Origin of the sequence: Marinomonas aquimarina, assembly GCF_900089755.1 — a bacterium.
GTDB classification, from domain to species: Bacteria; Pseudomonadota; Gammaproteobacteria; order Pseudomonadales; family Marinomonadaceae; genus Marinomonas; species Marinomonas aquimarina.
The window spans coordinates 385932-411288 of sequence record NZ_FLOC01000001.1; the positions used below are offsets into that span (position 1 = coordinate 385932).

Annotated in this window: 18 protein-coding genes; 5 read left to right on the top strand and 13 right to left on the bottom strand. The window is 47.2% G+C overall.

Features of this window, described 5'->3' with window-relative positions; genetic code table 11:
• Nucleotides 1-169: 169 nt before the first annotated feature.
• The 9 genes from MAQ5080_RS01885 to MAQ5080_RS01925 all read right to left on the bottom strand — a co-directional run bounded on the left by MAQ5080_RS01885 (nucleotide 170) and on the right by MAQ5080_RS01925 (nucleotide 12807).
• Nucleotides 170-1129, bottom strand: coding sequence for a transposase (locus MAQ5080_RS01885; RefSeq protein WP_067204739.1), 960 nt, complete (start codon nucleotides 1127-1129; stop codon nucleotides 170-172).
• A gap of 1008 nt (nucleotides 1130-2137) precedes the next feature.
• Nucleotides 2138-2935: a SapC family protein gene (locus tag MAQ5080_RS01890; RefSeq protein WP_067204742.1), complete on the bottom strand. Its 798-nt coding sequence runs from the start codon at nucleotides 2933-2935 to the stop codon at nucleotides 2138-2140.
• A gap of 104 nt (nucleotides 2936-3039) precedes the next feature.
• Complete coding sequence (locus MAQ5080_RS01895; RefSeq protein WP_067204745.1) at nucleotides 3040-5190, bottom strand: O-linked N-acetylglucosamine transferase family protein; 2151 nt, start codon at nucleotides 5188-5190, stop codon at nucleotides 3040-3042.
• A 171-nt stretch (nucleotides 5191-5361) separates the two neighbouring features.
• Nucleotides 5362-7296 carry a beta strand repeat-containing protein gene (locus tag MAQ5080_RS01900; RefSeq protein WP_156496500.1) on the bottom strand — a complete coding sequence of 645 codons (1935 nt, stop codon included), beginning with the start codon at nucleotides 7294-7296 and terminating at the stop codon, nucleotides 5362-5364.
• Nucleotides 7254-7661, bottom strand: a complete 408-nt coding sequence (locus tag MAQ5080_RS01905; protein WP_067204751.1) for a hypothetical protein — start codon at nucleotides 7659-7661, stop codon at nucleotides 7254-7256. Before MAQ5080_RS01905 ends, MAQ5080_RS01900 begins: the two co-directional genes overlap by 43 nt.
• 478 nt (nucleotides 7662-8139) lie before the next feature.
• A complete protein-coding gene (locus MAQ5080_RS01910) occupies nucleotides 8140-9015 on the bottom strand; it encodes a PIG-L deacetylase family protein (protein WP_067204754.1) in 876 nt (291 codons plus the stop codon).
• Between the two features lie 180 nt (nucleotides 9016-9195).
• Nucleotides 9196-11433, bottom strand: coding sequence for a GNAT family N-acetyltransferase (locus tag MAQ5080_RS01915; RefSeq protein WP_067204758.1), 2238 nt, complete (start codon nucleotides 11431-11433; stop codon nucleotides 9196-9198).
• Nucleotides 11423-12238 (bottom strand): ABC transporter permease, encoded by an 816-nt coding sequence (locus MAQ5080_RS01920; RefSeq protein WP_067204762.1) that lies wholly within the window; start codon nucleotides 12236-12238, stop codon nucleotides 11423-11425. Before MAQ5080_RS01920 ends, MAQ5080_RS01915 begins: the two co-directional genes overlap by 11 nt.
• Nucleotides 12239-12369: 131 nt before the next feature.
• Nucleotides 12370-12807, bottom strand: coding sequence for an REP-associated tyrosine transposase (locus MAQ5080_RS01925; protein WP_067204765.1), 438 nt, complete (start codon nucleotides 12805-12807; stop codon nucleotides 12370-12372).
• 358 nt (nucleotides 12808-13165) lie between these two features.
• On the opposite strand from MAQ5080_RS01925, the gene MAQ5080_RS01930 reads away from it, so the two are divergent.
• The gene (locus tag MAQ5080_RS01930; protein ID WP_067204768.1) at nucleotides 13166-14152 is read left to right on the top strand and encodes a glycosyltransferase family 2 protein; all 987 of its coding nucleotides are present in this window, start codon (nucleotides 13166-13168) and stop codon (nucleotides 14150-14152) included.
• 67 nt (nucleotides 14153-14219) lie between these two features.
• A complete protein-coding gene (locus tag MAQ5080_RS01935; RefSeq protein WP_067204771.1) occupies nucleotides 14220-16421 on the top strand; it encodes a glycosyltransferase in 2202 nt (733 codons plus the stop codon).
• 551 nt (nucleotides 16422-16972) lie between these two features.
• On the opposite strand, the gene MAQ5080_RS01940 is transcribed toward MAQ5080_RS01935, so the two are convergent.
• Nucleotides 16973-17671 carry a Crp/Fnr family transcriptional regulator gene (locus tag MAQ5080_RS01940; protein WP_082860973.1) on the bottom strand — a complete coding sequence of 233 codons (699 nt, stop codon included), beginning with the start codon at nucleotides 17669-17671 and terminating at the stop codon, nucleotides 16973-16975.
• Between the two features lie 360 nt (nucleotides 17672-18031).
• On the opposite strand from MAQ5080_RS01940, the gene MAQ5080_RS01945 reads away from it, so the two are divergent.
• From MAQ5080_RS01945 to MAQ5080_RS01955, 3 genes are all read left to right on the top strand, one after another.
• Entirely contained in the window at nucleotides 18032-19402 is a 1371-nt protein-coding gene (locus MAQ5080_RS01945; RefSeq protein ID WP_067204778.1) for a FecR family protein, read from the top strand.
• A 9-nt stretch (nucleotides 19403-19411) separates the two neighbouring features.
• Entirely contained in the window at nucleotides 19412-21382 is a 1971-nt protein-coding gene (locus tag MAQ5080_RS01950; protein WP_067204782.1) for a CHASE2 domain-containing protein, read from the top strand.
• Nucleotides 21383-21446: 64 nt separating this feature from the next.
• Complete coding sequence (locus MAQ5080_RS01955; RefSeq protein WP_067204785.1) at nucleotides 21447-22760, top strand: tetratricopeptide repeat protein; 1314 nt, start codon at nucleotides 21447-21449, stop codon at nucleotides 22758-22760.
• A gap of 19 nt (nucleotides 22761-22779) precedes the next feature.
• On the opposite strand, the gene MAQ5080_RS01960 is transcribed toward MAQ5080_RS01955, so the two are convergent.
• The 3 genes from MAQ5080_RS01960 to MAQ5080_RS01970 are packed head-to-tail and all read right to left on the bottom strand — an operon-like array spanning nucleotide 22780 to nucleotide 25288.
• Nucleotides 22780-24240 carry a TadE/TadG family type IV pilus assembly protein gene (locus MAQ5080_RS01960; protein WP_067204788.1) on the bottom strand — a complete coding sequence of 487 codons (1461 nt, stop codon included), beginning with the start codon at nucleotides 24238-24240 and terminating at the stop codon, nucleotides 22780-22782.
• A 2-nt stretch (nucleotides 24241-24242) separates the two neighbouring features.
• Nucleotides 24243-24782, bottom strand: coding sequence for a tight adherence pilus pseudopilin TadF (gene tadF / locus MAQ5080_RS01965; protein ID WP_067204793.1), 540 nt, complete (start codon nucleotides 24780-24782; stop codon nucleotides 24243-24245).
• 8 nt (nucleotides 24783-24790) lie between these two features.
• Nucleotides 24791-25288, bottom strand: a complete 498-nt coding sequence (locus tag MAQ5080_RS01970) for a hypothetical protein (RefSeq protein ID WP_067204797.1) — start codon at nucleotides 25286-25288, stop codon at nucleotides 24791-24793.
• Nucleotides 25289-25357 lie beyond the last annotated feature (69 nt).

Genomic DNA, 25357 nt, shown 5'->3' on the forward strand with positions numbered 1-25357 from the left:
TTTTCTTGTGGGAGGACTGTCCCAGCCCGATGATGCGATCCCGATCGGGGTAAGATACCCCTCCTACTTTTATAACAAGACAGCCTCTGTAGGAGCTCGGTTCCCGAGCGAAACCTCCCGCGCACAGCGCGGTCCTACAATGCTGTAGGGCTGTCCTAGCCCGATATATCTAGGCTGCAACAATCCCCTTTAATTTCCTACGCGCATGCTTAGCACAATAGTCCGCCATCACCTGCTCTGTCGCGACGGCAGTATACGTATGCTGCTCAAACTCGTTGGCGATCTTTAACCAACATTCCGAGGTAATATTTAAGCGTTGTAACACCGGCAAACAGCTCAAATCGATCGCACCACGCTTGCCTGCCCTTAGCACACGGCCAGTCAAATCAACCAGTTGCAAATAGTCCTGCAGCGCAAAGGTTAACCCCTCTGGCTGATGCTCTTTAGGGTTCCCGACAAAAGGCATCAAATAGCTCGGCTGCTGTCCATTTTTCGCCGCTTTTACACGCTGTTTGATACTGGTGTAATCCGATACTTCTGGCGTTTCTGCCATCCCTGCTCGCACGGGATTTAAATCCACATAGGCCATACAAGCCGCCAAAGCCGCTTCATCTAACAAAGCCTGTGATTTAAAGCGCCCTTCCCAAAAACGCCCTGTACAACCATCCTCTCGATTAGCACGGCGGGCAATACTTTCGTTCAGCTCCCGCATAAACCAACTGATATCCTGTAAGCGAGCTCGGTACTCTGCAACCGTGGCATCCAGCAAAGGCTGCAGATACTCGGCCACAAAGCCCTGTTTAATAAACTGCTGCGTGACCATGGTCCCTTTATGCAGTTGATGCCAACGCTCGATCACCTCGCGATCACTCCAACTTTGTGCTTTCTCGGCATTAACATGCAACACCACATGGGTGTGATTGCTCATCACCGCATAGGCACACAGCTCAACCGCAAACACTTGGGTAAGGAAAACTAAATACTCTTCTACCCAATATCGACGATGTTCGTAGCTTTTTCCCGTTACCTTGTCGTCTCCACACAAAAATGCACGACGTACACAACGGGACACACAATGGTAATACGGGGTATCTGACAGACTAATTTGTTGTTTACGCGGTTTCGGCATTTAACGTCCTCCATTGACTAAAAATGCACCCTGATGACCAACAACAGCCTGGCCTGCCGAGTAAATCTCGCCCAGCAGGCTAAAGCTAATGCGGTACCGATTAAGATAACAACGAAAATGACACCGTCATTTCAGGGTCATATTGAAGCAGCAGTGAGGTGAGAAAGATCATCCATTTGCTTAAACGAAGCCAAGGGACTCTGCCAGTCTTATGGGATAACTGACATCGTTTAACAAAGCGGCATGGACTGCAAGAACCACAATGGTTCCGACGTGAAGAAGCGCGTTTTTGGTTTTTATGGTTAGGCACATCATTCCCTCCTTGGAAGTTGAGCTTTCAATATAGAACACCAAATAGATTGATCAAATATTGAACAGACGAAGAATGACGGGGATCAAATAAGTGTGGGTGTCTAAGATGATGCTGGTTTAACAAAGCGGCATGGATGGTGATTAGCACAATGGTTCTGACGTGAAGAAGCGCGTTTTTGGTTTTTTATGATTAGGCACATCATTCCCTCCTTGGAAGTTGAGCTTTCAATATAGAACACCAAATAAATTGATCAAATATTGAACAAAAGAAGAGTGACGGGGATCAAATAAGTGTGGGTGTCTAAGATGGTTTTAGACTGATCAAATTTTGAACAACCAAAGAGTAATGAGGGTCAAGTTACGGTGGGTGTCTAAGATATTTTCTTTGGTTTTTATGATTAGGCACATCATTCCCTCCTTGGAAGTTGAGCTTTCAATATAGAACACCAAATAAATTGATCAAATATTGAACAAAAGAAGAGTGACGGGGATCAAATAAGTGTGGGTGTCTAAGATGGTTTTACCTTTGTTTTTTATGATTAGGCACATCATTCCCTCCTTGGAAGTTGAGCTTTCAATATAGAACACCAAATAGATTGATCAAATATTGAACAGCAGAAGAATGACGGGGATCAAATAAGTGTGGGTGTCTAAAATGGTTTAGCCTGAATTCATATATCTCAATCCAATTTAATACTAGAAGCTAAACGTTCCATTTCCGTTTAAGAACTCTAAATCCAACTCGCCTTTTTCATTCTGCAATGCTTTTTCTGCTTCTTCGAGTTTCAAGCCCGCTTGTGTATGCAATTTTAGTAAAGTTTTCAGCTTAGCAACATTTTGTACTGAGAATACATGACAATAGATAAGAGTCAGTGCACCTGACTTCTGCAAGCTATGTAAAGCCTCAGCGGAGAGTTTACTCAATGCTTCTTCATCAATACGATAAAGGCCATTCAATGACATCGTATTATCATCTAGCTCAATCTGAATATCCCATTTCATCAATAAGCCATGCTTTTGAAGCTCAGCACAGGCTAACTCTGTGTCTTTTTTACCTGCTTCAATTGACTGAAGAAAGCTCATAACCTGTTCAAGATCTTTACTTGGCAGACCATTTTCATCAAAGAAAGAAGAGCCTCCTTCATCTACAATTTGTTCCGAGGCCCCATCAATAGCCAACATAGCCCCCCTACCTTCAGCATGCGCCAACTTGAATGGGTATGCTCTAATTACGGCAGGGATATAAGAATCAACCCAACGGCCATTATTAGGGGCCACGAAAAGGTTTTTTTTGTTCGCCACACCCAATACTGCTGCAGGTACTATATTGTTATTTTGTTTTACAAAAGCAATAGGTAAAGTTTGCTGCGCCTTAGGCAGCTCTTTGATCAGTAACTGAACCAACACTTCGCTCTGGGCATGATAGTAATTGCTCGCACGCTTCCAGCTTTTCTGCGCATGCTCCTCTTTTGATAGTAATGTATATTTAGACATAAATTAGATCTCGCGAGAAAGCCGACAACTAAGCTATCGGCTATGATTGAAAATCGATTTATTCAAACTCACCACATTGGGCATAAAACGATATTTAGTGATTGCTAGTTGCTTTTGACGGCTAGCTTTAATGCATTGCTATAGACTTCTCGAGCTGTATTCGCAATCGCAATACGTGTATTAACATTACGTATTTCAGTGTCGCATGCTTGCACATTTATCAACTGTTGCTTAGCAACATCTGAGAAGTCTTCTATTGAATATTTGTTTCCTTCAATCGCTACCACTCCATTGTCCTTATCTGAATGAATTGGAACAGGCAGTTTTGTAACTAAAGATTGCAAATAAGCACTCCGAGCTGCTTGAGTTATTTTTAGCTCTACCTTAAGCGACTCAAGATGTTTTTCTGTTGACTCAATACTCGCTAATTGAGCTTTAGCTTCATGGCTCATTGTAGCAACTTTATAATGGCTGCCGTCAATTGTAACCGAGTCCATACTGGGTATTGTTGCATTTTCTACTGATTCCAAATGAGCCCCCTGAAGGCGATTAGCTAAATTGGGGTGCTTTAGCAGATCTTTCATCGTCTGATCAAAGCCCTTTCCAAAGCGGTTGATATCAACAAATGCCGTTTGCTTCAGCTTGTTACGAAGCGCCAGCCTCAGCTCTTGACGTCTAGTAACATCCTGGGCCACTCCAACCGCTTTACTGACATATTCCTCAGCTGATTCAGTACGCAAATCATCTAAACCCGCAGCATGCAAATGGCTGGCTCCGACTCTAAGCTGTATTGCTCCGCCCTCTAAAGTTACGGCAGGAATCCCCATGTAAAGTACTTCTAGCATGCCAATGCCACCAGGCATAGGATAGCTATCTAGAAGCACATCAATATCATTATACTCCAACATATGCTCACGATTTGAACTCGGTGCATATCGATAATCGATGCGCTCTGAGTCAATCCCGTAATTAGCAAACTCACGAGAGATATTCTCGCGTAAATAGTGGCTACGATACTCAGGACGAATGAAGACCAATTTAGAGTTAGGTAAAGCTAGCAACACATCAGACCATAGCTTAATTGTTTCTGGGTTATACTTAGCTGGTTCAGAATTGACACCGAAAGTAATGAACCCCTTTTGCGAGGAAGGTAACTCTTGTGTGATAGGGAAATCCGGCATTTCCCCAAAACAAGCAAAAGCTTCGGGCATCGCCAAACAGTTATTTAACGTTCCTTCACCATCCCCCTGCAATACTTGATCAACGATCGTGTAATCTAGCTCAGGCAAGCCACAAGTGATAGGGCGCCCAGTCCAACTTAATTGCAAAGGTGCTACACGCCAAGCCATTGCACCTACACGCGTTGCAGGTTGCTGTAAGCCATTGAGGTCGATCAGAATATCACAACTCAATGCCAGCAATTCTTCAGCAACGCTGCGGTTGGTACCTCGAGGAATTACCGTCACCTCTTCAAACATAGAGGTGAAACTGTCATGGGTTTTTAAACCAGCGCCGTTTTCTATAAACGCCATACGAACATCAAATACACTACGGTCGAGCTGCTCCAAAATGGGTTTTAATACTTTTTGAGTATCGAAAATATCAGATAGACCAAAGAAACCTAAACGTATACGCCCGTCTTTGTTTCTGTTCTCGTAGGCCTTTTGACGCAGTTCATGGCTAAGCGGCTCAGCCTTAGCTTGTGCCATCATAAATTCGCCCCATTTCTGCTGTAGCGCCAGATAGCGTTGTAGGCTTTCAGCGCCAAATACACGGTTTCGTGTACCATTTATGCCAATATGATTAGGCAACTCCTCAGGGTTAATCGTATCTAGCTTCTGAAAAATATCACCAAGCTCAGCGAACTTAGCGTAGTCCCCTTGTTTAAGAACCGCTTGACAGAAACTCTGTAACCAAGCTAGAGGAATCTCTTCCCCTTTTAGTGATAAAGCGATTTCATAAGACTTATCATGCTGCTGGCTATTCGCATAACTAGCCATCAGCACCAGCCTAACGTAAACATCATTTGGCGCCATAGATAAAACACGATGAGCAATTTGCTGTGCTTCGGAATGATTACTCAAGCAAAAATGGCCGAAGGCGAGATTACCTAATACTGTTTTTTCAAGAGGTGATGCTTTAGTCGGTTCAATCAGCTCATTCAAAGCGCTAATTGATTCTCGGAGCTTTCCAGACTGCAATTGATTAACTGCTTTTACAACTCTATCTTTCAATTCATCTGGACTACGATTCATACTCAAATACCTTTAAAACCCGTTTTATCTATGAATAAACACTCAGAGTGTTCATGCCGACTCAATTTTGGCGCTCTTTACGTACTAATAATAACGATTTTGCCTAAAAAAAAAGGGGCTATCAAAGCCCCTTTTTAAATCTCATCAAATTTATCCCAAAAAGGATAAGCCTTACACGATGAAGTTTAGTGTATCAGTAGTTAGGTCAACGCCTGTTACTGTGATTGTACCGTCAAACTGACTATCAGCAGCAGTGATTACTGTATTGCCACCAACCAATTCGATAGATAGGTCATCTAGATCTGTAACGCCAGCGAAAGAGCTGAAATCTAGACGGTCAGCTGTTGCGCCAACACCTGCTGTGAACGAACTTGCTGCAATTGTAACATCACCGATGTTTGTGCCAGTGAATACGAATGTTTCACGTACACCGTTAGTGTCATCAGAAGTGTAAGACAAGCCACCAGCCGTGTTACCTTCAGCATCAACACCGAAGTCACCAATGTTAACCGTTACAGCGCCGTCGAATGCAGTACCAGAAACATCAACAGTGAAGTCAGTCGCTTCACCACCAGCGAAGCTGATAGTGTCAACTAGAACTGCATCAGTTAGGGAAACGTCATATGCAGCATCACCAGCATCTGAGCTATCAGTCAAAGATACAGAAGTTAGTAGATCCGCATCAGCATCATCTTGACCTAGAATATCAACTGTAGCAGCACCACCCACAGAAACACCGTCTTCAGTCACATCAATTGCAACAGATGTTAGGTCATCACCGTCAATAGTTGTGCCTTCGATATCTGCACCAGCATCGATAGACAAATCGGCTGCAGTTGCGAAGTCGATTGTAACTGTATCCATTGCACCACCAACAGCAGCAGTAACATCAACAGCCAATGTTGTTGCAGTGTTATCTACAGTTAAAGTATTAGCTGCACCAGTTACCGCACCACCAACTGTTAGGCTTGATACTTCAATACCGTCGAAGTCAAGAGTCGCAGCACCACCAAGAACAATAGCGTCAGTCAATTCAACAGCTTCTACGCCAGTAAAATCAGCTACATCAAATACCAAACCATTGATTGCAGTATGAGTATCCATGTTAGTTAGGGCTAGTGTGTTGCTACCTGCACCTAGATCTACAACGATTTCATCGTGACCAGCTACGAATAGATCACCATCAAGAACAACACGGTCATCGCCAGCACCCGTTGCAACGTTTAGCTCTGCAGCAGACGCAGCAGAAAGGTCAACATCTAGGTTTGAAGTTAGAGAGCCAGCCGCTAGAGTTTCAAGAGCCGTTGCATCCACTACAGCTTCCAAAGAACCTGTACCAGTGATAGTTAGAGTCTCAATAGCATCAAATGCAGATACATCAGCGAAGTTCTCACCTGTCAGAGCAATGCTCATCGCTTCAATGTCACCGCTATCAGTTGAAGAAGAAACTACTGCATCAGTTGTGCTGCTACCAGCGCTAGATAGAGCAAGTTTTAGCTCATCAGCAGTGCCAGTCACGTCTTCAAACGTATCGATATCCGTTTCAGACAAAGTGTTCTTTACACCAAAAGTCGCATCGATGTCAGCATTGGTGTAAGTAAGAGTACGACCAGCTGATGAAGCACTGTTCCAAACTTGTTCTGCACCAGACACGTCTGCAAAGTCAACAGTCGAGTCAGCAGTAATGTTACGAACATTAATCACTTCAACATTACTGATTGAAGACTGAATAGTTCCGCCAAGAGTAGTAATGTTCAAAGTATCAGAGCCTTCACCACCATCGATGATATCTGCATCTTCCATACTATTTACAAGAGTACCCGCACCGTCGTTTACCACACCAGCAGTGAAAGTATCGCTACCAGTAGTACCAGTAAGAACATCAGTACCGAAAGTTAGAGTGAAAGATTGGCCGTTTGAACCAACGCCTTCAAGGTTACCAGCATCGATCGCTGCTTTCTTAGCAGTAACAGTTGCATCGTCATTTGTTACACCAGAAAGAGCCGCTTGCATTTGAGCAAGAGTCAGACCAGTGAATTCACCTTGAGTACCGAAGTATTCAGCTACTTCAACTTTATTGTTAAGTTGAGTACAGCAGCGCCCCAAGTTGCATCGTCTTCAGATACTGCAGAAAGTGCAGTTAGCGCTTCGATGATTACTGTGTCGCGAGAAGCGCCAGCGTTTAGACGGCCAGCAACAAATGCTTCTGCTTCAGCCGTTGTGTCAGCGTCAACAGTGTCACCTAGTAGGTTAGCGATGAAAGAAGAAGCGAACTCTTCTGCAGTTAGCGCGCGAGAGTAGATGCCAGTGAATTCAGAAGATTCAACTAGGTTAGCAGCGTATTGAGCAATAGTGTTGCCGTTATCGATGCCGTTTGCTAGTTCGTCCAGAATGTCAGAACCTGGTGCTGCGTCGAACATGCCTACTAGAAGAGTAAGTAGTTCTGTACGTTGTTGTTGACTAATAGCCATTTAAAAAACTCCTTGATCAAAGGTTATTTACTAATCTTCAAATTCGGTGACGTATATCCTAAGTCACCTTGTCTGAATCAGTATTAGCTTAACTTGCGCTTATGCACGAGTTTCGGTTGCTAGTGCCGAACCTCGGCCAGTGTGTTCACTGATATCATGCCGAAGGGTTGTGACACTTATGTGACTGAGATGTTTTTCGTTAGAGCATCTGAGATCACTTAGCATAGGGTGCAGAGTAAGGGAGCTTGGGTCAAAAGGATGTGATGGGCATCACACGTTTTAACTTTTATTCACTTCTCTGGCTTATGTTTTTACAAATCTCTTGTGTTGGACACAGAGCCCATTGCAAAAACAAACAATTCTAATCAGTCGCAAAGGTTGTCATAAAAGCCTTATCGCGATCAATATTTTTTTACCTATTTGGGCCTTTATTATGATGAAACAAGGCATTAGCCCTGTTTACGTGCTTATAAAATAGTCAAAAGCGAGCTCGGAGCCAGCGTAATGGACGCGTGATGCGCCAAGATAAACTGTTCTCTAGGTGCTGTATTTGTTGTTCCAACTGGGTGATGCGCTGTTGATCTGGGTGATGAGATTGCTCGGAGCGCAGTAAGGCTTGGGTGGTTGTATCAGGCTGGAAGTGCTCGATAAACGTAGACAGTTCGTCTTTTGCGATACAACAAAAGGCCTCGGCATGGGTGATGGCTAGGCCCAAGGTGTAGGTGCGGTATTGATTAAGGCCATTAATATGCTCTGCGTAGCGCTGTACCGCAAGCTGGGACGGAAAGCACTGCATGGCTTGCCATTTTCGCGGCTGCTCTGCAGTGATGTCCTCTAACACATTGGGCGATAACGGCACACCGATTTCATACATGGCCACTTGTTCGACTGTGGGCAGCTTTTGTGCCAGTGCTAAACCTAACTGTGCCGTGGCGCGATGATCACGGTGCATTTCCCAGCAGGAAGGGATCACCAGCGTGGTCGGTTGCCAGGTTTCTAATTGCTGGAGGAGCAATGCTTCGATGTCGGTGTCTGCTAGTAACGCCCCGTCTTGGCGGTTAAGAAAAATAGGCTCAGGCAGGCCAAGTAGAGCGGCAGCGGCTATGGATTCGTCGGCGCGCAGCTTGGCTTTATCGGAACGTAGCTGCTCGGGGTTGGCTTGGTCGTTGAACTCCCCTGCCACGACGCCAGAGGTCAGGATAAAGGCTTGCACGCTTTTCCCCTGTTGTTGCCATTTGATTGCACTGCCGCCACAGCCAAAGATCTCATCGTCTGGGTGCGGGGCAAGGATAGCGATGCGCTCGCCTTTTACCGCGCAGGCAGTTTTATAGGGGGTAAAGAATTGTTCAAACACATTTAGATCCTTTTTAATCGGGCTGAGACAGCCCTTACCTCTACCAAGGGGTCAGATCCCTTTTACACCGATATCTTGGTATTTATCAAAGAGATTTTACATATAAGGGATCTGACCCCTTTTCTACTCTTGCGCGGGATTTTTTCGCTCGGGAACCGAGCTCCTACAGGAGCTTTGGCATCACCTAAAATCACTGTCGCCGCCGAGTAGCCACCAGTTGTCGATGGCGATGGCGGTGTGTTCTGGATTATCGAGTCCGTTACCAGGGACGACGATGTCGGTCAGTTGGGTGTGTCCACCAGTTTGCTCTAACCATTTGTACACATTGGGCGTTAGCCATGCGTAGACCTGTTGGCGACCGAGGCTGGCGGCACATTGCTGGGCGGCGGCGATCAATTGCTCGCTGTGTTCAGGGGTGCCGATAAAGTCGAGCAGTTCGATATGGTCTTTCTCTGGGTGATCTTTGATCACAATCACGCCCAGAGGGGCCTGACTCTTCTCCCCTACCAGATAGATTTGGTAGTGGTCATGGGGCTTTTCAAGGTAGCGGAAACGTAACCACGCTTGATCATGTAAGCCTACCAAGTGCTGGGTTAAATGCGGTTGCATGTCGCCCCATAGGCGATCGATCGCACCGCCTAGCTCTGGTTCGCCCTGCCAACGGGTTAAGGTAAGCGCATTGGCTTGTGCAGGCCATGTGGCTTCTAAAATTTTATCAAAGGAAGCGTAGAGCTTTTGGCGCTCGCCAACGCGCAGGTGGCGTTTATTGGGGAAACCAAAGGCAAAGGTTTCGTCGCGGCCTTCGCCAATTTGTTCGCCCATAAAGGGGTAAACGCAGCGGAAGAATGGCCCGGTTTTGGTAAGGATGCCACGTTGTTTGCTAGCCACCATGACATCGCCGATCTGACAGAAGGTGGTGGGGTTGCCTTGCACCAGTCCTTTACGCGGCGCACCGCCACAGAAGGCAACCATGTCGTCCCCTTCAAACACCACGTAGCCAGGGGATTTGGCGTAGCGATATTTCCAGTGCCAGATGTCTTCGTGCAGTGTTTGGCCAAAGGCATCTTGGAACAGGGCTTTGATTTGCTCTAGGTCTTTGTCCTCAGCAGCACGAACGAACCAGCGATCGCTAGGCTGGCGAGTAGTAACGCTGGCGTCGGCTTTTAAGCGTGGTTCTTGGGTAGTGACTTGCCACGTGTGTGGCAGCAAGACAATGCCACGCTCTTGGTTGGGCTGTTCAATATCGAGGGTTACCACGGGGTCGGCTTCGTCATGGAGGAAGATGCCACGCTCATCAAATAGGAGCACACCGACATAATAAGTGCCTTTTAATAGCGGTAGCTTAGGTAGGGTCAAGGTCATTTGCCCCTGTCCTTCACTGTTCACGGTCGGTTTGACACCCGCCGTCCAAGCGGCACAGCTGCTGATCAGTTGACCGGCGGCATTATGAATGGCAATGGCCACCTGTGGCGTTTGCTCTTTTAAAGTGGAGACAAAGCGAATATCGAGGGTTAAGTCGGTTTCACCGCTGATAAGGGTGAGACGGTCGCCTTTCTCTGTCACCGTCGAGGCGTTCACCTGTTGAATGCGAGCGTATTCGCCGGTTGGTAACGCTGCTTGCTGTGCGGTGTTATTCTGACGCGCCATCATATCCGCAGGGGTAGCTTCAGGATGCTGGCTTAGGTAATCCAAAAACGCTTGGTATTCCGAAACGATTTTGCCTGGTTCACCGGTTTTGACCAGTTGCCCTTTTTCCAACCAGATGGCTTTGGAGCAGAGCACTTCAATCTGATACAGGGAGTGGGAGCAAAACAGGATGGTCGCGCCGCGCTCTTTCATGGCCATAATGCGTTCAAAGGAGCGGCGAGCAAAGTCACCGTCACCCACAGAAAGCGCTTCGTCGATAATCAAAATGTCTGGCTCAACACTGGTGGCCACGGAGAAGGCTAAGCGCACATACATGCCGCTGGAGTAGGTCGACACCGGTTGATCAATAAAGCTACGCACCCCAGCAAAATCGATGATGTCTTCGATTTTGGCTTCGACTTCTTGTTTGCTAATGCCCATGATGGAAGCAGATAAGAAGATGTTCTCGCGGCCAGTAAACTGTGGGTTAAAGCCTGCGCCCAACTCTAATAAGGCAGCGATACGACCATTGACCTGCACATTGCCTGAGCTTGGTGTCAGCGTGCCACAGATCAGTTGCAGCAGCGTCGATTTGCCTGCGCCATTGCGCCCGACGACACCTAGAACTTCGCCCTTTGGCAGCTCAAACGACACTTGGCGCAAGGCCTGATATTCGCGAAAGTATTGACGCTTACCGCGCATCAGCATTTGCTTTAGGCGGTCTTTGGGTGAGTCATACAGATTATAGATTTTGGACACATGGTCGATGTGTAACGCCAACTCAGAGGACATCGGCAAACCCCTTTTTCAATTTATGAAAACCTGCAGCGCCCACCAGCATCACCACGCTGGACACCAGAAAGTAAGCTAATAAAGGCAGCCAATTTGGCCACTGGCCTGTCATCACCAGATCACGTAATAGTTCGATCGGCAGTACCAGAGGATTCACTACGATCAGTTGCTGGATTAACTCTGGTAACGCGCTGGTTGGGTAAAAGATCGGCGATAGAAACATCAGTGGTGTTAGCACCAGCGTCACCACTTGAGTTAAATCACGCAGGTAGACGCCCAGTGCAGACAGTCCCCAGCTTAGGCCTAGTAACAGTGGTGTGACCAACACCAACAGAAAGGGCAACGCCAATAAATGCACCGTCAGCTCGGAGCGCATAAAGAAAGCGCCCACTATTAATACCGCAAGGCTAACGAGGGCAAAGAACAAGGCCGACAGCACATTGACCCACGCAAAGATCGGCAGTGGGAAAATCACCTTTTTCACCATATTGGGCTGTTCAGTGATCAAACTCGCCGCTCGGCTAAGCACTTCGGCAAATAGGTTAAAGATCAGCAAACCAGAGAAAATCTGTAGCGCAAATTCAATATTGTTGGCGTCTTCGTTCCCTGGCCACTTGGCTTTTAGCACAGACTTAAAGACAAAGGTGTAGACGCTCAGCATTAGAATCGGCGTGATAAAGACCCACGCCACACCTAGGATGGAGCCCTTGAAACGCTGCTGGATCGAGCGCTTGGTTAGCTGAATGATGAGATTGAGATGTTGTATCGGCAAGGCGTACTGCCAAAACCACTTGACTGGTAGCATGGGTAAGCTCGTTCCTAAAGCTCTGAAAACGGCGAGTAAGATAGCATAAGCAGCTATTTTGTAGGAGGGGTATCTTACCCCGATTCAAGACCACATCGGGCTGGGACAGCCCTCCTACAAGAGCAATTTTGCTATAAATATTCTGTATCCCAATGAGGATAGTCTTTTACACTTGAGACTAGCCCTGCTCTTTTAGGGTTTGCAATGATATACCTCGCCACGTCTATCAACTCTGTCTCGGATCTTACTGCTGAGTCATAGAAGCCATCCGACCATTTCAGTTGTTCACTGCTGGTGTAGCGTTTCACACTATGGACCACTTGTGATAGTTGTTTATTTAAAGGCTGTATCAGCCAGTGAACATGATCTGGCATGATGCAAAATGCGACCGTGTGGCAGTATTGTTGCTGCTGACAGAATTGCATGGCTTTGATCACTGCGCGGGCGGTTTGAAAGTCTTGTAGCATTTGGGCTCTGTTTAGGGTGTTGAAGACTACGTGGTAAACACTCTCTGGACTGCTGCTGCGCCCTCGCCTTAATGCTGAGTATCCTTTTCCTTTGGTTAACATACGCACTCCTTGCTGTTTGTCGTTTCTAGTTTAGAACATTTTCTGGAGTTGCCTATATCGGGCTGGGACAGCCCTTCCACAGAAGATCGCAGCCCTTCTACAAGTGCGGGAGTTTTTTGTGGGAGGGGTATCTTACCCCGATTCAAGATCGCATCGGGCTGGGACAGCCCTCCCACAGAAGATCGCAGCCCTCCCACAAGATCTCCCTCAAAAATCTTTCAGAGCTCCCACAAAGATCTTAGCCCTACTCTGTTTATGGTTTATTGGTCTGGTATGTTTTGCTGGAAAAAGCTACCATTTCGCGCTTATTTTTAGGATTTATCGAGGCATGGGATGCTGTTTAGCAGGATCAAAAAATATGAGTGAAGTTAACGCTGCTGTGAGTGTGGTGATTAGAACCAAGAATCGTCCTGAACTGTTACAGCAGGCTGTTCTTTCTGTTCTCGCGCAGTCTTATCGTCCTCTTGAGTTAGTGGTAGTTAATGATGGCGGTGCGGACATTGCGCCCCAGTTACAAGACTGGCTTTACAATGCAGCGGACATATCACTAAACCTAATTCAACATGAGCAGAGCGTCGGTAGAACTAACGCAGCCAATGTTGGGCTAAACGCTGCTAACAGTCCATTTTGCGTGTTTCTAGATGATGATGATTATTTCGATCCAGAGCATATTTCGTCACTGGTCGCGGTTCATCATCATGTCGCAGCTAAAGGTGCACTGGTTGCGGTGCATTGCCAAGCGAGAGCGGTTCATATCGATAAAAATGGTGAAGAGCATTTGCTGTCTGTTACTGGTCATGCCTTAGCAAAAAACCAGTTATTTTATCAAAATAGCTTGCCGATCCTGACGGTTTTATTACCCACCGCTGTGCGAGAATTAGGGGTGGCGTTTGATAGCAAGTTTGATTTGTTTGAAGACTGGGATTTTTGGCTGCAAGTGTCAGAACATTGTGAGTTGCACTTTCTTGAGAAAGCTAGCTGTGCCTATCGTATTCATGATGCTGGCTCTGGGGTGCGTGATAACTCACGCCAACATTTGGCATTTCAGCAGGTTTATGAGAAATGGCTACCGAAGCTCTCAGACTCCGAACAGCTCTCTTTGTTAGCTGATACGCATCAATGGCGTGAGTCCGCTATCGCTTCGTTACAAGCATTGAATCAAGCTGAATTTGATCGCATCGGTTCGCTGCATACTTATGCTTTGCAGGTCATCGCCAGCAAAGATAAAGATATTGAACATTTAAGCCAACTGCTTAGCAGCCTGCAACGTCGCTATAAATATGCAGAGCGTATTCGTAATGCTTTCATCTTTATGATTAATAAGCTATTGAGATCAAAGCCTTGAACATTTACCCGCCACAGCATTGGCTATATTTGTCGCAAATTATTTGCTCGTAAAAAATGAGGAATCCATGAATCACCCGATTGACGTGATTGTACCAGTTTACCGCGGTTTACAAGATGTAATCGATTGCCTTGATAGCATTAAGGCGTCACACAATCAGCAAGCATACGAGCTTATTTTAATTGATGATTGCTCTCCTGAGCCGGAAGTCAGTGCATTGCTGCGTGAGCGCGCAAGCTTGGGCGAGTACACCCTGTTGGTCAATGAGGAAAACCTTGGTTTTGTCGCGACCGTCAATCGTGGTATGCAGCTGCACCCAGAACGTGATGTTTTACTGTTGAACAGTGATACCTTGGTGGCGAATGACTGGCTAGATCGCATGACCAAAGCGGCTTACGCGGTCGATAAGGTCGGCACAGTGACGCCATTTTCCAATAATGCGACCATATGTAGCTATCCGGACTTCTGCCAAGATAATGCGTTAGAAAGTAATACTCCGCTTGAGCTGTTAGATACCCTATTTTCTAAGAGTAACGCTGACAAAGCAGTGGATGTGCCAAGCGGTGTGGGTTTTTGTATGTACATTCGCCGTGCCTGCTTAGAGGATCTCGGTTATTTCGATGTGGAGACCTTTGGCAAAGGCTATGGTGAAGAGAACGATTTTTGCCAACGTGCGATCAAAGCGGGTTGGAAAAACCGTTTTGCGTTAGACACCTTTGTGCAACATACCGGTAACGTGAGTTTTGGCGATGAACACAATGAGCTTAAGCACACAGCGCTTGGTAAACTGCTAAAACGACACCCGCGTTACGATGTGGATGTGCAACGTCATATTGCCGAGGATCCTGCCAAGTCAGCCCGTATTCGAACATGGTTGGCGGCACTGCGTTTCGGCTCTCAGCCTATTACCATTCATGTGAGCCATAACCGTGGCGGTGGTACGGTACGCTTTATTGAAGAGTTAAGTCGTGAAACGAGTAACCAATGTTATTCGCTGATGCTGATGCCAAGTCTTAAAAAGCCAGGCCACTTATCACTGACCCGAGTCAAATCTGGCGTCGATGGTCTAGCTTGTGAAGAGTCGGAATACACCCTGTATTTTGAGCCGCACGCAGATCAAGAACTGCTGCGTGAGGTGCTATCTCAATTGCCGCTGGCGGGGTTCCATTTCCACCATATGATTGGACTGCCAAACTGGGTGATGTCACTACCTAAAAAGCTTAATAAGCCTTGGATCGTCACGCTGCATGATTATTACTATATGCATGAGAGCATTTCTTTAACAGACGATCAGGGTCATTACTTTGCCGCTAAGCCAGAGCATCTGAACTCAGCATGGTTGTCATCCTTTGCGCCACTATTAAACGATGCGAAGATTTGTTTAGCGCCAAGCAAGGCCTGCCTAGCGCTATACAGTGAAGCGTTTCCTGAGGCCACGATTGTGACTCAGTATCATGAAGCCGGACGATTCTTGGATCATGCGGCCTTCCCAGTGAGCGCTCTGCCTAAAACAGCCAATGCCCCACTGAAGGTGGTAATCATTGGTGCTCTAAGCAAAATCAAAGGGGCGGATTTACTGGAAAACACAGCGCGCTTGTGTGCCAAACAAGGTTTTAATGTCGAGTTTGAGCTGATCGGCTATGGCTACCGAGAATTACAAAGCAAGCCAAAGACAGCGCTTACCGTCAGTGGCCGCTACAAAGAGCATGAGCTGTTAGCAATGCTGCAGCAGCGTCGTGACTCAGGTCAGGCAGATCTGGTTTGGTTCACAGCCCTTTGGCCTGAGACTTACAGCTATACTTTAAGTGCAGCCATCGAAGCAGGCTTACCGGTCGTTGCTCCAAATATCGGTGCCTTTGCTGAACGCTTGCATGGCCGTGAGAATAGCTGGATTGTGCCTTGGGACAGTAGCGCTGATGAGATGGCGACGTTGTTCGACACACTCTCTAAACAAAGCAGTGAGCTTCCTGCATACGCTCATGATCAGACGCCTGCTAAACAGTACACCCATTACCGTGACAGCTACTTATCTCTGTTGGGCACTTCAGCAAGTAAAGTCAGTATTGATCCGTTAGAGGAAGGTGCTCTGCAGACTTGGCTTGAACAAACGCTTCCTTTAACCAAAGCGGATTTGTCGTTGAAACAGAAGCTTCGCCGTAAAGCTTTGTATGGTTTGTTTAAAGTGCGACAAGCACCGTTATTGAGATCCGTGGCGAAGCGAGTGCCATTGTCTTTGCAAAGACGAATTCGAGATAAGTTAATGCGCTAATTTATGTAGTACGACCCGATTCCATCGGGGATAAATGTAGGACTGCGCTGTGCGCGGGATATTTTCGCTCGGGAACCGAGCTCCTACAATAGCAGCCCTTTCGTCGCAATTTGTAGGACCACGCTGTGCGTGGGATCTTTTCGCTCGGGAACCGAGCTCCTACAAGGGCTACTCTTTTGCCGCAATTTGTAGGACCGCGCTGTGCGTGGGATATTTTCGCTCGGGAACCGAGCTCCTGCAATAGCAGCCCTTTCGTCGCAATGTGTAGGACCGCGCTTTGCGCGGGATATTTTCGCTCGGGAACCGAGCTCCTACAATAGCAGCCCTTTCGTCGCAATGTGTAGGACCGCGCTTTGCGCGGGATGTGTTCGCTCGGGAACCGAGCTCCTACAATAGCAGCCCTTTCGTCGCAATTTGTAGGACCACGCTGTGCGTGGGATCTTTTCGCTCGGGAACCGAGCTCCTACAATAGCAGCCCTTTCGTCGCAATTTGTAGGACCGCGCTGTGCGTGGGATCTTTTCGCTCGGGAACCGAGCTCCTACAAAGGAGGCTAGCTATCCCCTGCTTCAAATAAGCCTTTTAAGCCTTGCTCATCTAAAATCAATAAACGGGTAGTGCCGTCCCGTTTCACAATTTCTTGCGATTGCAGGGTTTGAAAGACTCGTGTGACGGTTTCTCGGCTAAGGTTCAGCATGATGCCGAGTTCTTGATGGGTTGGAGGGTAGGTGATAACGCCTTCTTTTCTGTTACCTGGCTCTTGCTCTTCTAGCATCATCCAAAGCTGGCCACAGACGCGGGCAACGGTGCTGGACAAGCCTAGCAATGCTCGCTGTGCTGAGAGTTTGCGTACGCGGGTTGCCATACGAGTAAACAGGCTTTCTACCAGTTGGTGGCTGCCTTGTAGTGCGGCGCGAACGGCGCTGGCGGGCATATAGATGATTTGCGACTTCGACAGTGCGATAACACTTTCTGGCTGGCCTTGTTGATCAAACAACCCTAATTCACCACAGAAGTCGCTTGGCTCGACGAAGTACAGCCCAACTTCTCTGCCATCTAGTGTGAAGTCTACGCCCTGTAGGCGCCCTTCAAATAAAAAGCACAGGTATTCGGACGCCACGCCACCATTCACCACCACGGCTCTTCGACTCACATTTTTGAGCGTTGATTGGGTCGCTAATTGCTCTAGGGTACTATCCGGCAATGCTGCTAGCATGGGAAAGCACTTTAGCAGATCAATAGTTACTGCCATGTACTTTTTCCGCAACGGTGCTGGTTGGACGAGTGCTGTTCACAAATACTATTTTCTTCTTTGAATAAAACTGAACGTCTGTCTCACGCTCACAATCTAGAATGGGCAACTATTTAACCTGAAACGTTATCCACAATCCACAGGGGTGGAAACTTTTTGCCCACAGGATAACGTTTCTTTACCGCATGGGGATAACTTTACACCTAGACTGAATAGTTACCTAGTCATACATAACTTCTTTTTTATATGTGATTGCAATCACTTTTGTTTCCCTGAAGCTGCGTATTATCTAGGCTAACTTTAATTTTGTTTATTTTGAGACGAGCGCCTACCCAGCTCGCCTCAAGGCGGTTATTAACGATGCAATGGCTCAATGTACGACAATCTATCAAGTTTTATGCCAACGCTTGCTTGGGGAGCTTGCTATTCATAGCAGTTGCCACTCAAGCTGCGCCAGAAGACGACGCAGGAGAAGTCACATTTTTGCTAGGTAAGGCATTCGTTAATGGCAGCACACCAGTGAAGATCGGCACTAAAGTTGGTTCTGGGGATGTCATCCAGACACTGGGTAATGGCCATGTGCATGTGCGTTTTATTGATAATGGTTTAGTCAGTGTTCGACCAGAGAGCCGCTTAGTCATTGAGCAATACCAATACAACGCCAGCCAGCCTAATGAATCCATTATTAAGTTTAATTTAGAACAGGGTGTAATGCGTTCGATCTCAGGTGAAGGTGCGAAGTCTGCCCGAGATAAGTTTCGTTTAAACACGCCTATTGCGGCGATTGGTGTGCGCGGCACAGATTTCGTGGTGAAGTCTTCAAGCGACCTGCTGCAAGCGGTGGTCAATGAAGGTGCGATTATCGTTTCGCCCTATTCTGTTGATTGCCAGGCAGCTTCGGTTGGTCCTTGCCAATCGAGTAATATGGTGGAACTGGCCAGTGATGCGCAGCAGCTGTTGGAATTTAGCTCTATGTATGAGTCGCCAAGATTATTGCCACTTTCTGCTGGTATTCCAACCATCTCGATCGATGACGCACAAATCCAGTCACAGCCACACGCGGTTGAGACAGCAGAAGACAATGTCTCTGCAAGCAATACGAGCTCAAAATCTAACCAAGAATCTGACGCGCTAGATCGTTCCGACTTAGACAACCGCTTAGTAAACGAAATTACCGCGGATACCTTTATCAATGCGCAGCCCAACGAAGAGCGTGTACAGCGTCTGATGTGGGGGCGTTACTCGGGGCCCAAAGCAACCGATCGTATTGTCTATAGCAGAGCGGTCGCCGCGAACGGACGAGATCTGACAGTCCTGCCAAGCCCCTTTATTTCTGACCTAGCCCTTTATAGAACGCCGTCTGAGGATCGCTTGGGAACAGATTCGAACCTAGGCAATGTTTCTTTTAATTTATTGGCGTCACAGGCTACGGTGAACACTGGAGGCATGTTGTCGGTTGCTTCGGTGTCCAGTGCCGACAGTCATTTAAGTATTGATTTTACAAATGGTAAATTCGCCACGGAAGTCATGGTGACATCACCACTGATCACGCCTGTCACGGTGAATGGCACTGGCACAATCAGTGATCGTGGCTTCTTTAACTTTACCTCAGGCGATACCGCCATTCATGGCGCATCCACATTGGACGGTGATGCGAGCAGTTTTATGTTTTACAAGGATGTTGGCGCAGGCACTTCTGTCGAAGGTGTCACCCATTGGTATGCAGAATAAGTGACTGTCATGCGATCACTGTTTAAATCCTTCAAAACAGAAAGCCCTAACCAAACTAAGTGGTCCTTTCTACTGAGCTTGGTTGTCATTGCCTTTGCCTTTATGGTGTTGGTGAGCCTTCTGTTCTCGTCCTTCAAATATGAGTACGAAGAAAAATTCGGTAGCTTGGTTTGGTCGCTGTTCCCAGAACAAGAGCGAGAAGAGCGCATTACCATTGTAGCGATTGACGAACAAAGTCTTGCTGAAGTGGGTCCTTGGCCATGGCCGCGCGCCACCATGGCAGAGCTATCTAATCGATTAGCGGAGTACGGCAGCGCCCTACAACTGTTTGATATTGTCTTCCCTGAAGCCAAAGAAGGCGATCAAGCGTTTGCCACGGCACTGCAAAACAATCATGGTATTCTGGCGCAAATCCCAATTTTTGATAAGCAATCGGCATTGCGCAGTGGCGAACTACAAGGCAGTTTAAACGCGACCCGTTGCCAATTCCCCATTCCAAGCGCCAGCAGCTATTTAGCCAACAGTGCCTCGATTGCGCATCGCCAAGTCGGTCATATCACGCCAGTGGTTGATCAGGATGGCATGATTCGTCAGCAAGCTCCTTTAGTCTGTATCGATGGCCGCGTGTATCCTTCACTGGCTTTACAAGGTCTGCTCAGCAGCTTATCAAACCACCCAAGTGTGTCGGTCAAAAACGCTCAGAACCTTGCTAGCTCTGAATGGCAGATTGTGATGGATTCCTATTTTGGTCTTGCCATTCCCATTAATGCCCAGGGCAATATGCGCTTGTCTTATCGCCAAAGCCCAGATAGTTTCCAATATGTGTCTGCGGCTAACGTGTTGAATGGTACGGCACCAGAAGCTTTACTTGAAAATAGCTGGGTACTGATCGGTGCCACGGCGTTTGGCCTTGGCGACGTGGTCCCAACCCCACACAGCGGTGTGACGCCTGGGGTCGAGCTTCAAGCACGTTTACTTAGCAACTTACTTGACGGCAAGACACCTTACACACCAGCTTACGCGAATTGGCTATTATGGTTAGAAGGTCTGCTGTTTGTTGCCGTACTGTTATTTATTTGCCGACTTCAAACTCGAGCGTCTTCTTACTTGCTGCCATTAGCGACCCTGACGTTACCCCTGTCTGCTTGGGCATTCCACAGCTATCTATTAAGTTTTGATATTTGGCTTGGCTGGTTCAATGTCGCGTGTTTCAGTCTGATTGCAGGCACACTGTTGCTGTTTGCCGATCACCAGTTATTGCGCGCACAGCACCTGAGAATCTTTAGCCACCTCAGCAGCTACTTGCCAAAGCCCGTCGCGCAAAGCCTTGCCAATAGCGATCCAAGCAGCGCCATTGAAGCCAAAAGACACGATCTGGTATTAATGTGTGCCGATTTGCGTAACTTCTCCGCCTACGAGGAAAGTCGTCCACCAGAAGAAGCCGCGGCGTTATTGCATTACTTCTTTACCGAAGCCTCCACGATTATTGAATCCTGCGGTGGTCAGGTGGAAGAATATAAAGGCGACTCTATTTTAGCGAGCTGGCACACAGAGCACGACAGCGAGGCTTGTAACTTAGCACTTGAGGCAGCTAATGCTTTACAAGAAAAAGTGGCTGAAATCCTGCCTCAGCGCCCACCAAAAGGCTTAGAACCGATGGCGTTGGGAGTAGGCATTGAACGTGGCTCGACCTTAGTAGGTTCCATCGGCCCGCATCATCGCCGTCATCACACCTTGCTCGGAGATACGGTGACCATTGTGCTGCGTATCCAAGAAATGACTCAAGATTTGGCACAGCCGATTCTTATTGGTGAGTGTGCCGCGCGATCTTTACATGGTGAGCAGCTTGAGTCTCAAGGTTCTTTCTTGCTTGATGGACTGACAACACCTCATGTATTATTCGCACCTAAATCACATCACATAGATCCTCTCGCAGAGCAGGACCTAGGTCGCGTTGTAAAGCTCGTACACAGCCGCTAATTAGCGCAATCATTGTGCTTTACTTCGAGATGTGCGGATAGCCAAGGATTAGGAACGGCTTTTAATGATGACTCGCTTTCGCTCTACAGTGGCCGTTTTTGCCAGCCTAGTACTGTCACAAGTTAGCTTTGCCAATGACGCCGAGTTAACTTGTGTAATGCCTAACAATATCCCTGCGCAGCCATCGTTAGAGTCTTGGCAAGCCCTGCGCCCTATTCTGGCCGCTCAACTGAACCAGTGCCTGCATAGCGATGAGTATTTCGCCCTATATGGCGCCTCTCTACTTTATACCGGACGTATTTCCCGCGCTGTGGAAATGTTGGAACGATCTTTGTTGATCAACCCTTTCAATGGCTCCGCTCGCTTGGACTATGCTCAAGCACTATTCCAAAGCAATCAACTGATTGCAGCACTGCAAGTTAACCAAGCGTTACTGGATGAGCCGAACCTACCAGAGCATTTAAAGGGCTATTTAGAAGAGCGAAAAGCCGCTTGGAGCAAGCAGCTGCACTACTGGGATAATCAATTCACCTATCTGTATGGCCACAGCAGCAACCTCAATAACGCCACCAACATTGAGCAACTCAATTTAATCAGTGCCGATCAGCTTATCCCAGCCATTATTGCACCAGACTATCGCGCGCAATCAGGTGGTTTCCACTACGCCAGTCTCTTGTCGCGTTATTACAGCTTAACGCCTGATGGCACTGAGCGCCTGAGCTTTGCGGTGAATACTCGCGACAGTCATCTGGATCAAGCCGATACCGACGAGCTGAAGCTCACCTATGAAACAGAGACAGAGTCTTTAAACCAGCGCAACCATTGGTCAATCGGCCTAGAACACCTTCGTTTAGGGGACAATGGCTTATATTCTGCGCTCGATGGCAAGTTTACGGTGTATCCAAGATCTGAACCGACATCCTATGTCGAGTTAGAAGGGCGCTATGTCGACTTTACTGGCCAAAGCCTACTGGACGAAACATCCTTTATGGTGCGCCCAGGGCTTATCTTCAGTGATAACAATATGCGATTTGGCTTTGAGATAGGGTTTGGCTTAAACAAACAGATCGATGATCGAGCTGGAGGAGATCGAAGCCAACAAGAAGCTTCAATTTTCTATGATTTGGCTCTTTTCCGTGGCCGCTTAACATCACGACTTAGCTACTTGCGTACCCACGATAGTGAATCCTACAGCTCATTATTCGGAGACAACAAACGCGACACTAAATCGCTCACCACATCGATTCAATACTTCTACCCGATCAATAATGATTGGATCATTCATGGTAGCTATTACCATCGCGACCAAGAAAGTAATATCGACTTGTTCGATACCAAGACCGAGAGCATCGATCTTGGTTTCACCTATCGTTTCTAGCTCATAAGACGCCGCTCAACTACTGCTCGAGCAGGCGTCCCATGTACTTTCTCATGCTCTTCATGATGTCGTTAATGTCATCGGTTTTCGTTGCAGCGGTATAATCCACCACTGCCGGTGGCACATCTTCATACAGGTTGTCTGCGATGTTTGGCTGTAACGACTCCTCAGCACATAACTCGATTTGTGTGTCGGTCGCGCTGGCATCATAATTGACGACAAATAGCTCAAATTTCACATCAAGATTATTCGGGCCTTTCAACGCTGAGATACTATTGACCACGGTATCACATAGACCAGGCGTACCTCCTGCGTTAATAAGCTGCGTTGCGACTTCTGCGAACGGATTGACTTTATCGCCATTGGTCAAAATGATGATTTTACGCACTCGGTTTGCACCAAAGTCATTCATTAACAGTGCGGCTTGAATTAACCCTGTGTAGCTAGCAGATTCTGGGCCAAAGTCTGGGTTTTCACCTGGTGGCATACGAAAGCCATCTATGCTGATATTGGCAGGATCATCAAAATCAAGCGTGTCATAGACTGCCTCACTATCAAAGAAAATCGTGTTACCGGTATCCCCACCATTACCTTGCCCAGGGGTTTCTTTGTCACCACTGTTGTCATCCTTGTAATCCAATGGGTCAAAAATATGATCGAGGGTATAGTCGACAGAAATCTTACCTTTTGTATCCGCATCATAGGTACCAATGTTCCAGTGGTCGTAGACCCCATCTTTGGCATTATTTTCGAGGAGCGAGTTATTCTCCTTGTTACAGGTGTATTCGTTACTGGAGTTACCCACCACGCTGGTACAGACAAGGTGCGGAGTATAGTAGGTTTCACCCTCAGCATCCGTGTATTTCACAAACTGGTCAAAGCCGACGATCGCTAAGCGGCTGTCCGGCATTCCCGGAAGTTTGTTGTCGTTGACATTTTCGATATAGTTGGCAATTTGCGTCACGGTCGCCACAACATCAGCTTCATAAGCAGCAACATCGTTGCCATAATAGGCTGCCATGGCATATGAATAGTCTATCGCAACCACGACATCCATCGCGCCTAAACGGTCACGTTCAACGGACATGCTGTTACTGACGGTATAGGAGTCACCGAAGCTAGCCAGCGCTTTAGGAAACCATGTTGCCTCCTCAACAGAAGCCGTGATATCAAATCGATTGGCTATGCTGCTGATACAAGGTGTCGTCACCGTTTTCGCCGGCACACTGACCTCGATCGAATCAGGGAAGTAGGTCTCCACCACAGTCTTAGCAATGGCTCGGCATTCTGCCTCATCATCAACGTCTTGTGCTGCCACGGTTAAAGCCGCCACCTCCACAGCATCCACTAAGCGGGCACTGTCTTGCACGACACGAGCGCCCTCGATTCCCCATACAAACACTGCGAATAAGGCCGGGAAAATCACCAAAAACATGATTGCAGCGACGCCTGATTGATTTTTTGATGTGTTAAATTTCATAACTATCGCCCCACTGATAAAGCGTTGCTTCTTACTAATCCGTAATCCTTCCCAATTAAGCTACCGAACCAATTATCGGTTCGATAACACAGTGTCACGCGATACAAAGACGTGGCTGAGTCGGCGATGATTGCCCCTAGAGCGCTACTCACCTGACAATTAGTGTCAGGTGAGTCCGTAAAGGTAATCAATGGCTGTGCCACGCCGGCGTCATTGAACGTCAGAACCTCCAACACCATGCCAAATTTTTCAGCCTCGTATCCTCCCATGACACGTTGCAAAGAGCCTTGAGCAATGCTCCATAGATCATTGAATTGCGTTGCGTCGGCAGCCGTCATATCAACGCCCGAAAACAACGCGGTTCTTTCTCGTATCATGGACACACTCGAATAGGCGATCCTGTCCAACTTACCATGAGTGGACAAGCGCATGACGACATCACCACAGAATGCGAACACAAATGCTAAACCAAAGGCCAATACCGCAAACTCCACGGCAAAAACCCCAGACTGCTTACGACGTGCAAAAAACGAATTCTTCATACTCTTGCTCACTCTAGTTGAGATTCTTGTATGACAATCATTTCACGAGAAAAAAGATCGGGCGTACTATCTGTGAATGTAGTAAACATCGGTGTGTAGCCATAATGAACCTGGTAGATAGCGATCGGAGCGGTATCATCCGCACCGTCGCCTTGTTCACAAATATCCGTATCCTCACCTAACGATTTCAGAGCGGTATAGGAGGTGACATAGTAAACACAGGATTCAAAGCCGCTACCGTCTCCAATAAAGCTTTCCCACAAACTGTCCGACTGATTCAGTGAATCGTTAAAAGCCACTTGAAAGTCAACGTCTTCACCACGCTTTGCTTGACTACTTGCATGACTGATCATCATGTCGCCCATGGCGGACACATAGGACACATAGCTCATTTCGATCCAGATCATACAAACCAACCAGAAACTAACAAACCCTAGAGCGAGCTCTAGGGATACTAGACCGCTTTGCTTTTTTGATGAGTTCGCTAAAGTACGCTTTGCTTTCATATTAAGCTCTCTGATAGCTGTATAGGCCCAATTAGACTATGTCTAATTTGGCACTTTTCTCGAGAAAAC

Excerpts from the sequence above, each read along its gene's own strand:
- MAQ5080_RS01915 (WP_067204758.1), bottom strand. The coding sequence starts at position 11,433 with ATGTCCTCTGAGTTGGCGTTACACATCGACCATGTGTCCAAAATCTAT.
- MAQ5080_RS01940 (WP_082860973.1), bottom strand. The coding sequence starts at position 17,671 with ATGGCAGTAACTATTGATCTGCTAAAGTGCTTTCCCATGCTAGCAGCA.
- MAQ5080_RS01895 (WP_067204745.1), bottom strand. The coding sequence starts at position 5,190 with ATGAATCGTAGTCCAGATGAATTGAAAGATAGAGTTGTAAAAGCAGTT.
- MAQ5080_RS01885 (WP_067204739.1), bottom strand. The coding sequence starts at position 1,129 with ATGCCGAAACCGCGTAAACAACAAATTAGTCTGTCAGATACCCCGTAT.
- tadF (WP_067204793.1), bottom strand. The coding sequence starts at position 24,782 with ATGAAGAATTCGTTTTTTGCACGTCGTAAGCAGTCTGGGGTTTTTGCC.
- MAQ5080_RS01955 (WP_067204785.1), top strand. The coding sequence starts at position 21,447 with ATGATGACTCGCTTTCGCTCTACAGTGGCCGTTTTTGCCAGCCTAGTA.
- MAQ5080_RS01905 (WP_067204751.1), bottom strand. The coding sequence starts at position 7,661 with ATGGCTATTAGTCAACAACAACGTACAGAACTACTTACTCTTCTAGTA.
- MAQ5080_RS01960 (WP_067204788.1), bottom strand. The coding sequence starts at position 24,240 with ATGAAATTTAACACATCAAAAAATCAATCAGGCGTCGCTGCAATCATG.
- MAQ5080_RS01950 (WP_067204782.1), top strand. The coding sequence starts at position 19,412 with ATGCGATCACTGTTTAAATCCTTCAAAACAGAAAGCCCTAACCAAACT.
- MAQ5080_RS01970 (WP_067204797.1), bottom strand. The coding sequence starts at position 25,288 with ATGAAAGCAAAGCGTACTTTAGCGAACTCATCAAAAAAGCAAAGCGGT.
- MAQ5080_RS01935 (WP_067204771.1), top strand. The coding sequence starts at position 14,220 with ATGAATCACCCGATTGACGTGATTGTACCAGTTTACCGCGGTTTACAA.
- MAQ5080_RS01925 (WP_067204765.1), bottom strand. The coding sequence starts at position 12,807 with ATGTTAACCAAAGGAAAAGGATACTCAGCATTAAGGCGAGGGCGCAGC.
- MAQ5080_RS01920 (WP_067204762.1), bottom strand. The coding sequence starts at position 12,238 with ATGCTACCAGTCAAGTGGTTTTGGCAGTACGCCTTGCCGATACAACAT.
- MAQ5080_RS01945 (WP_067204778.1), top strand. The coding sequence starts at position 18,032 with ATGCAATGGCTCAATGTACGACAATCTATCAAGTTTTATGCCAACGCT.
- MAQ5080_RS01890 (WP_067204742.1), bottom strand. The coding sequence starts at position 2,935 with ATGTCTAAATATACATTACTATCAAAAGAGGAGCATGCGCAGAAAAGC.
- MAQ5080_RS01930 (WP_067204768.1), top strand. The coding sequence starts at position 13,166 with ATGAGTGAAGTTAACGCTGCTGTGAGTGTGGTGATTAGAACCAAGAAT.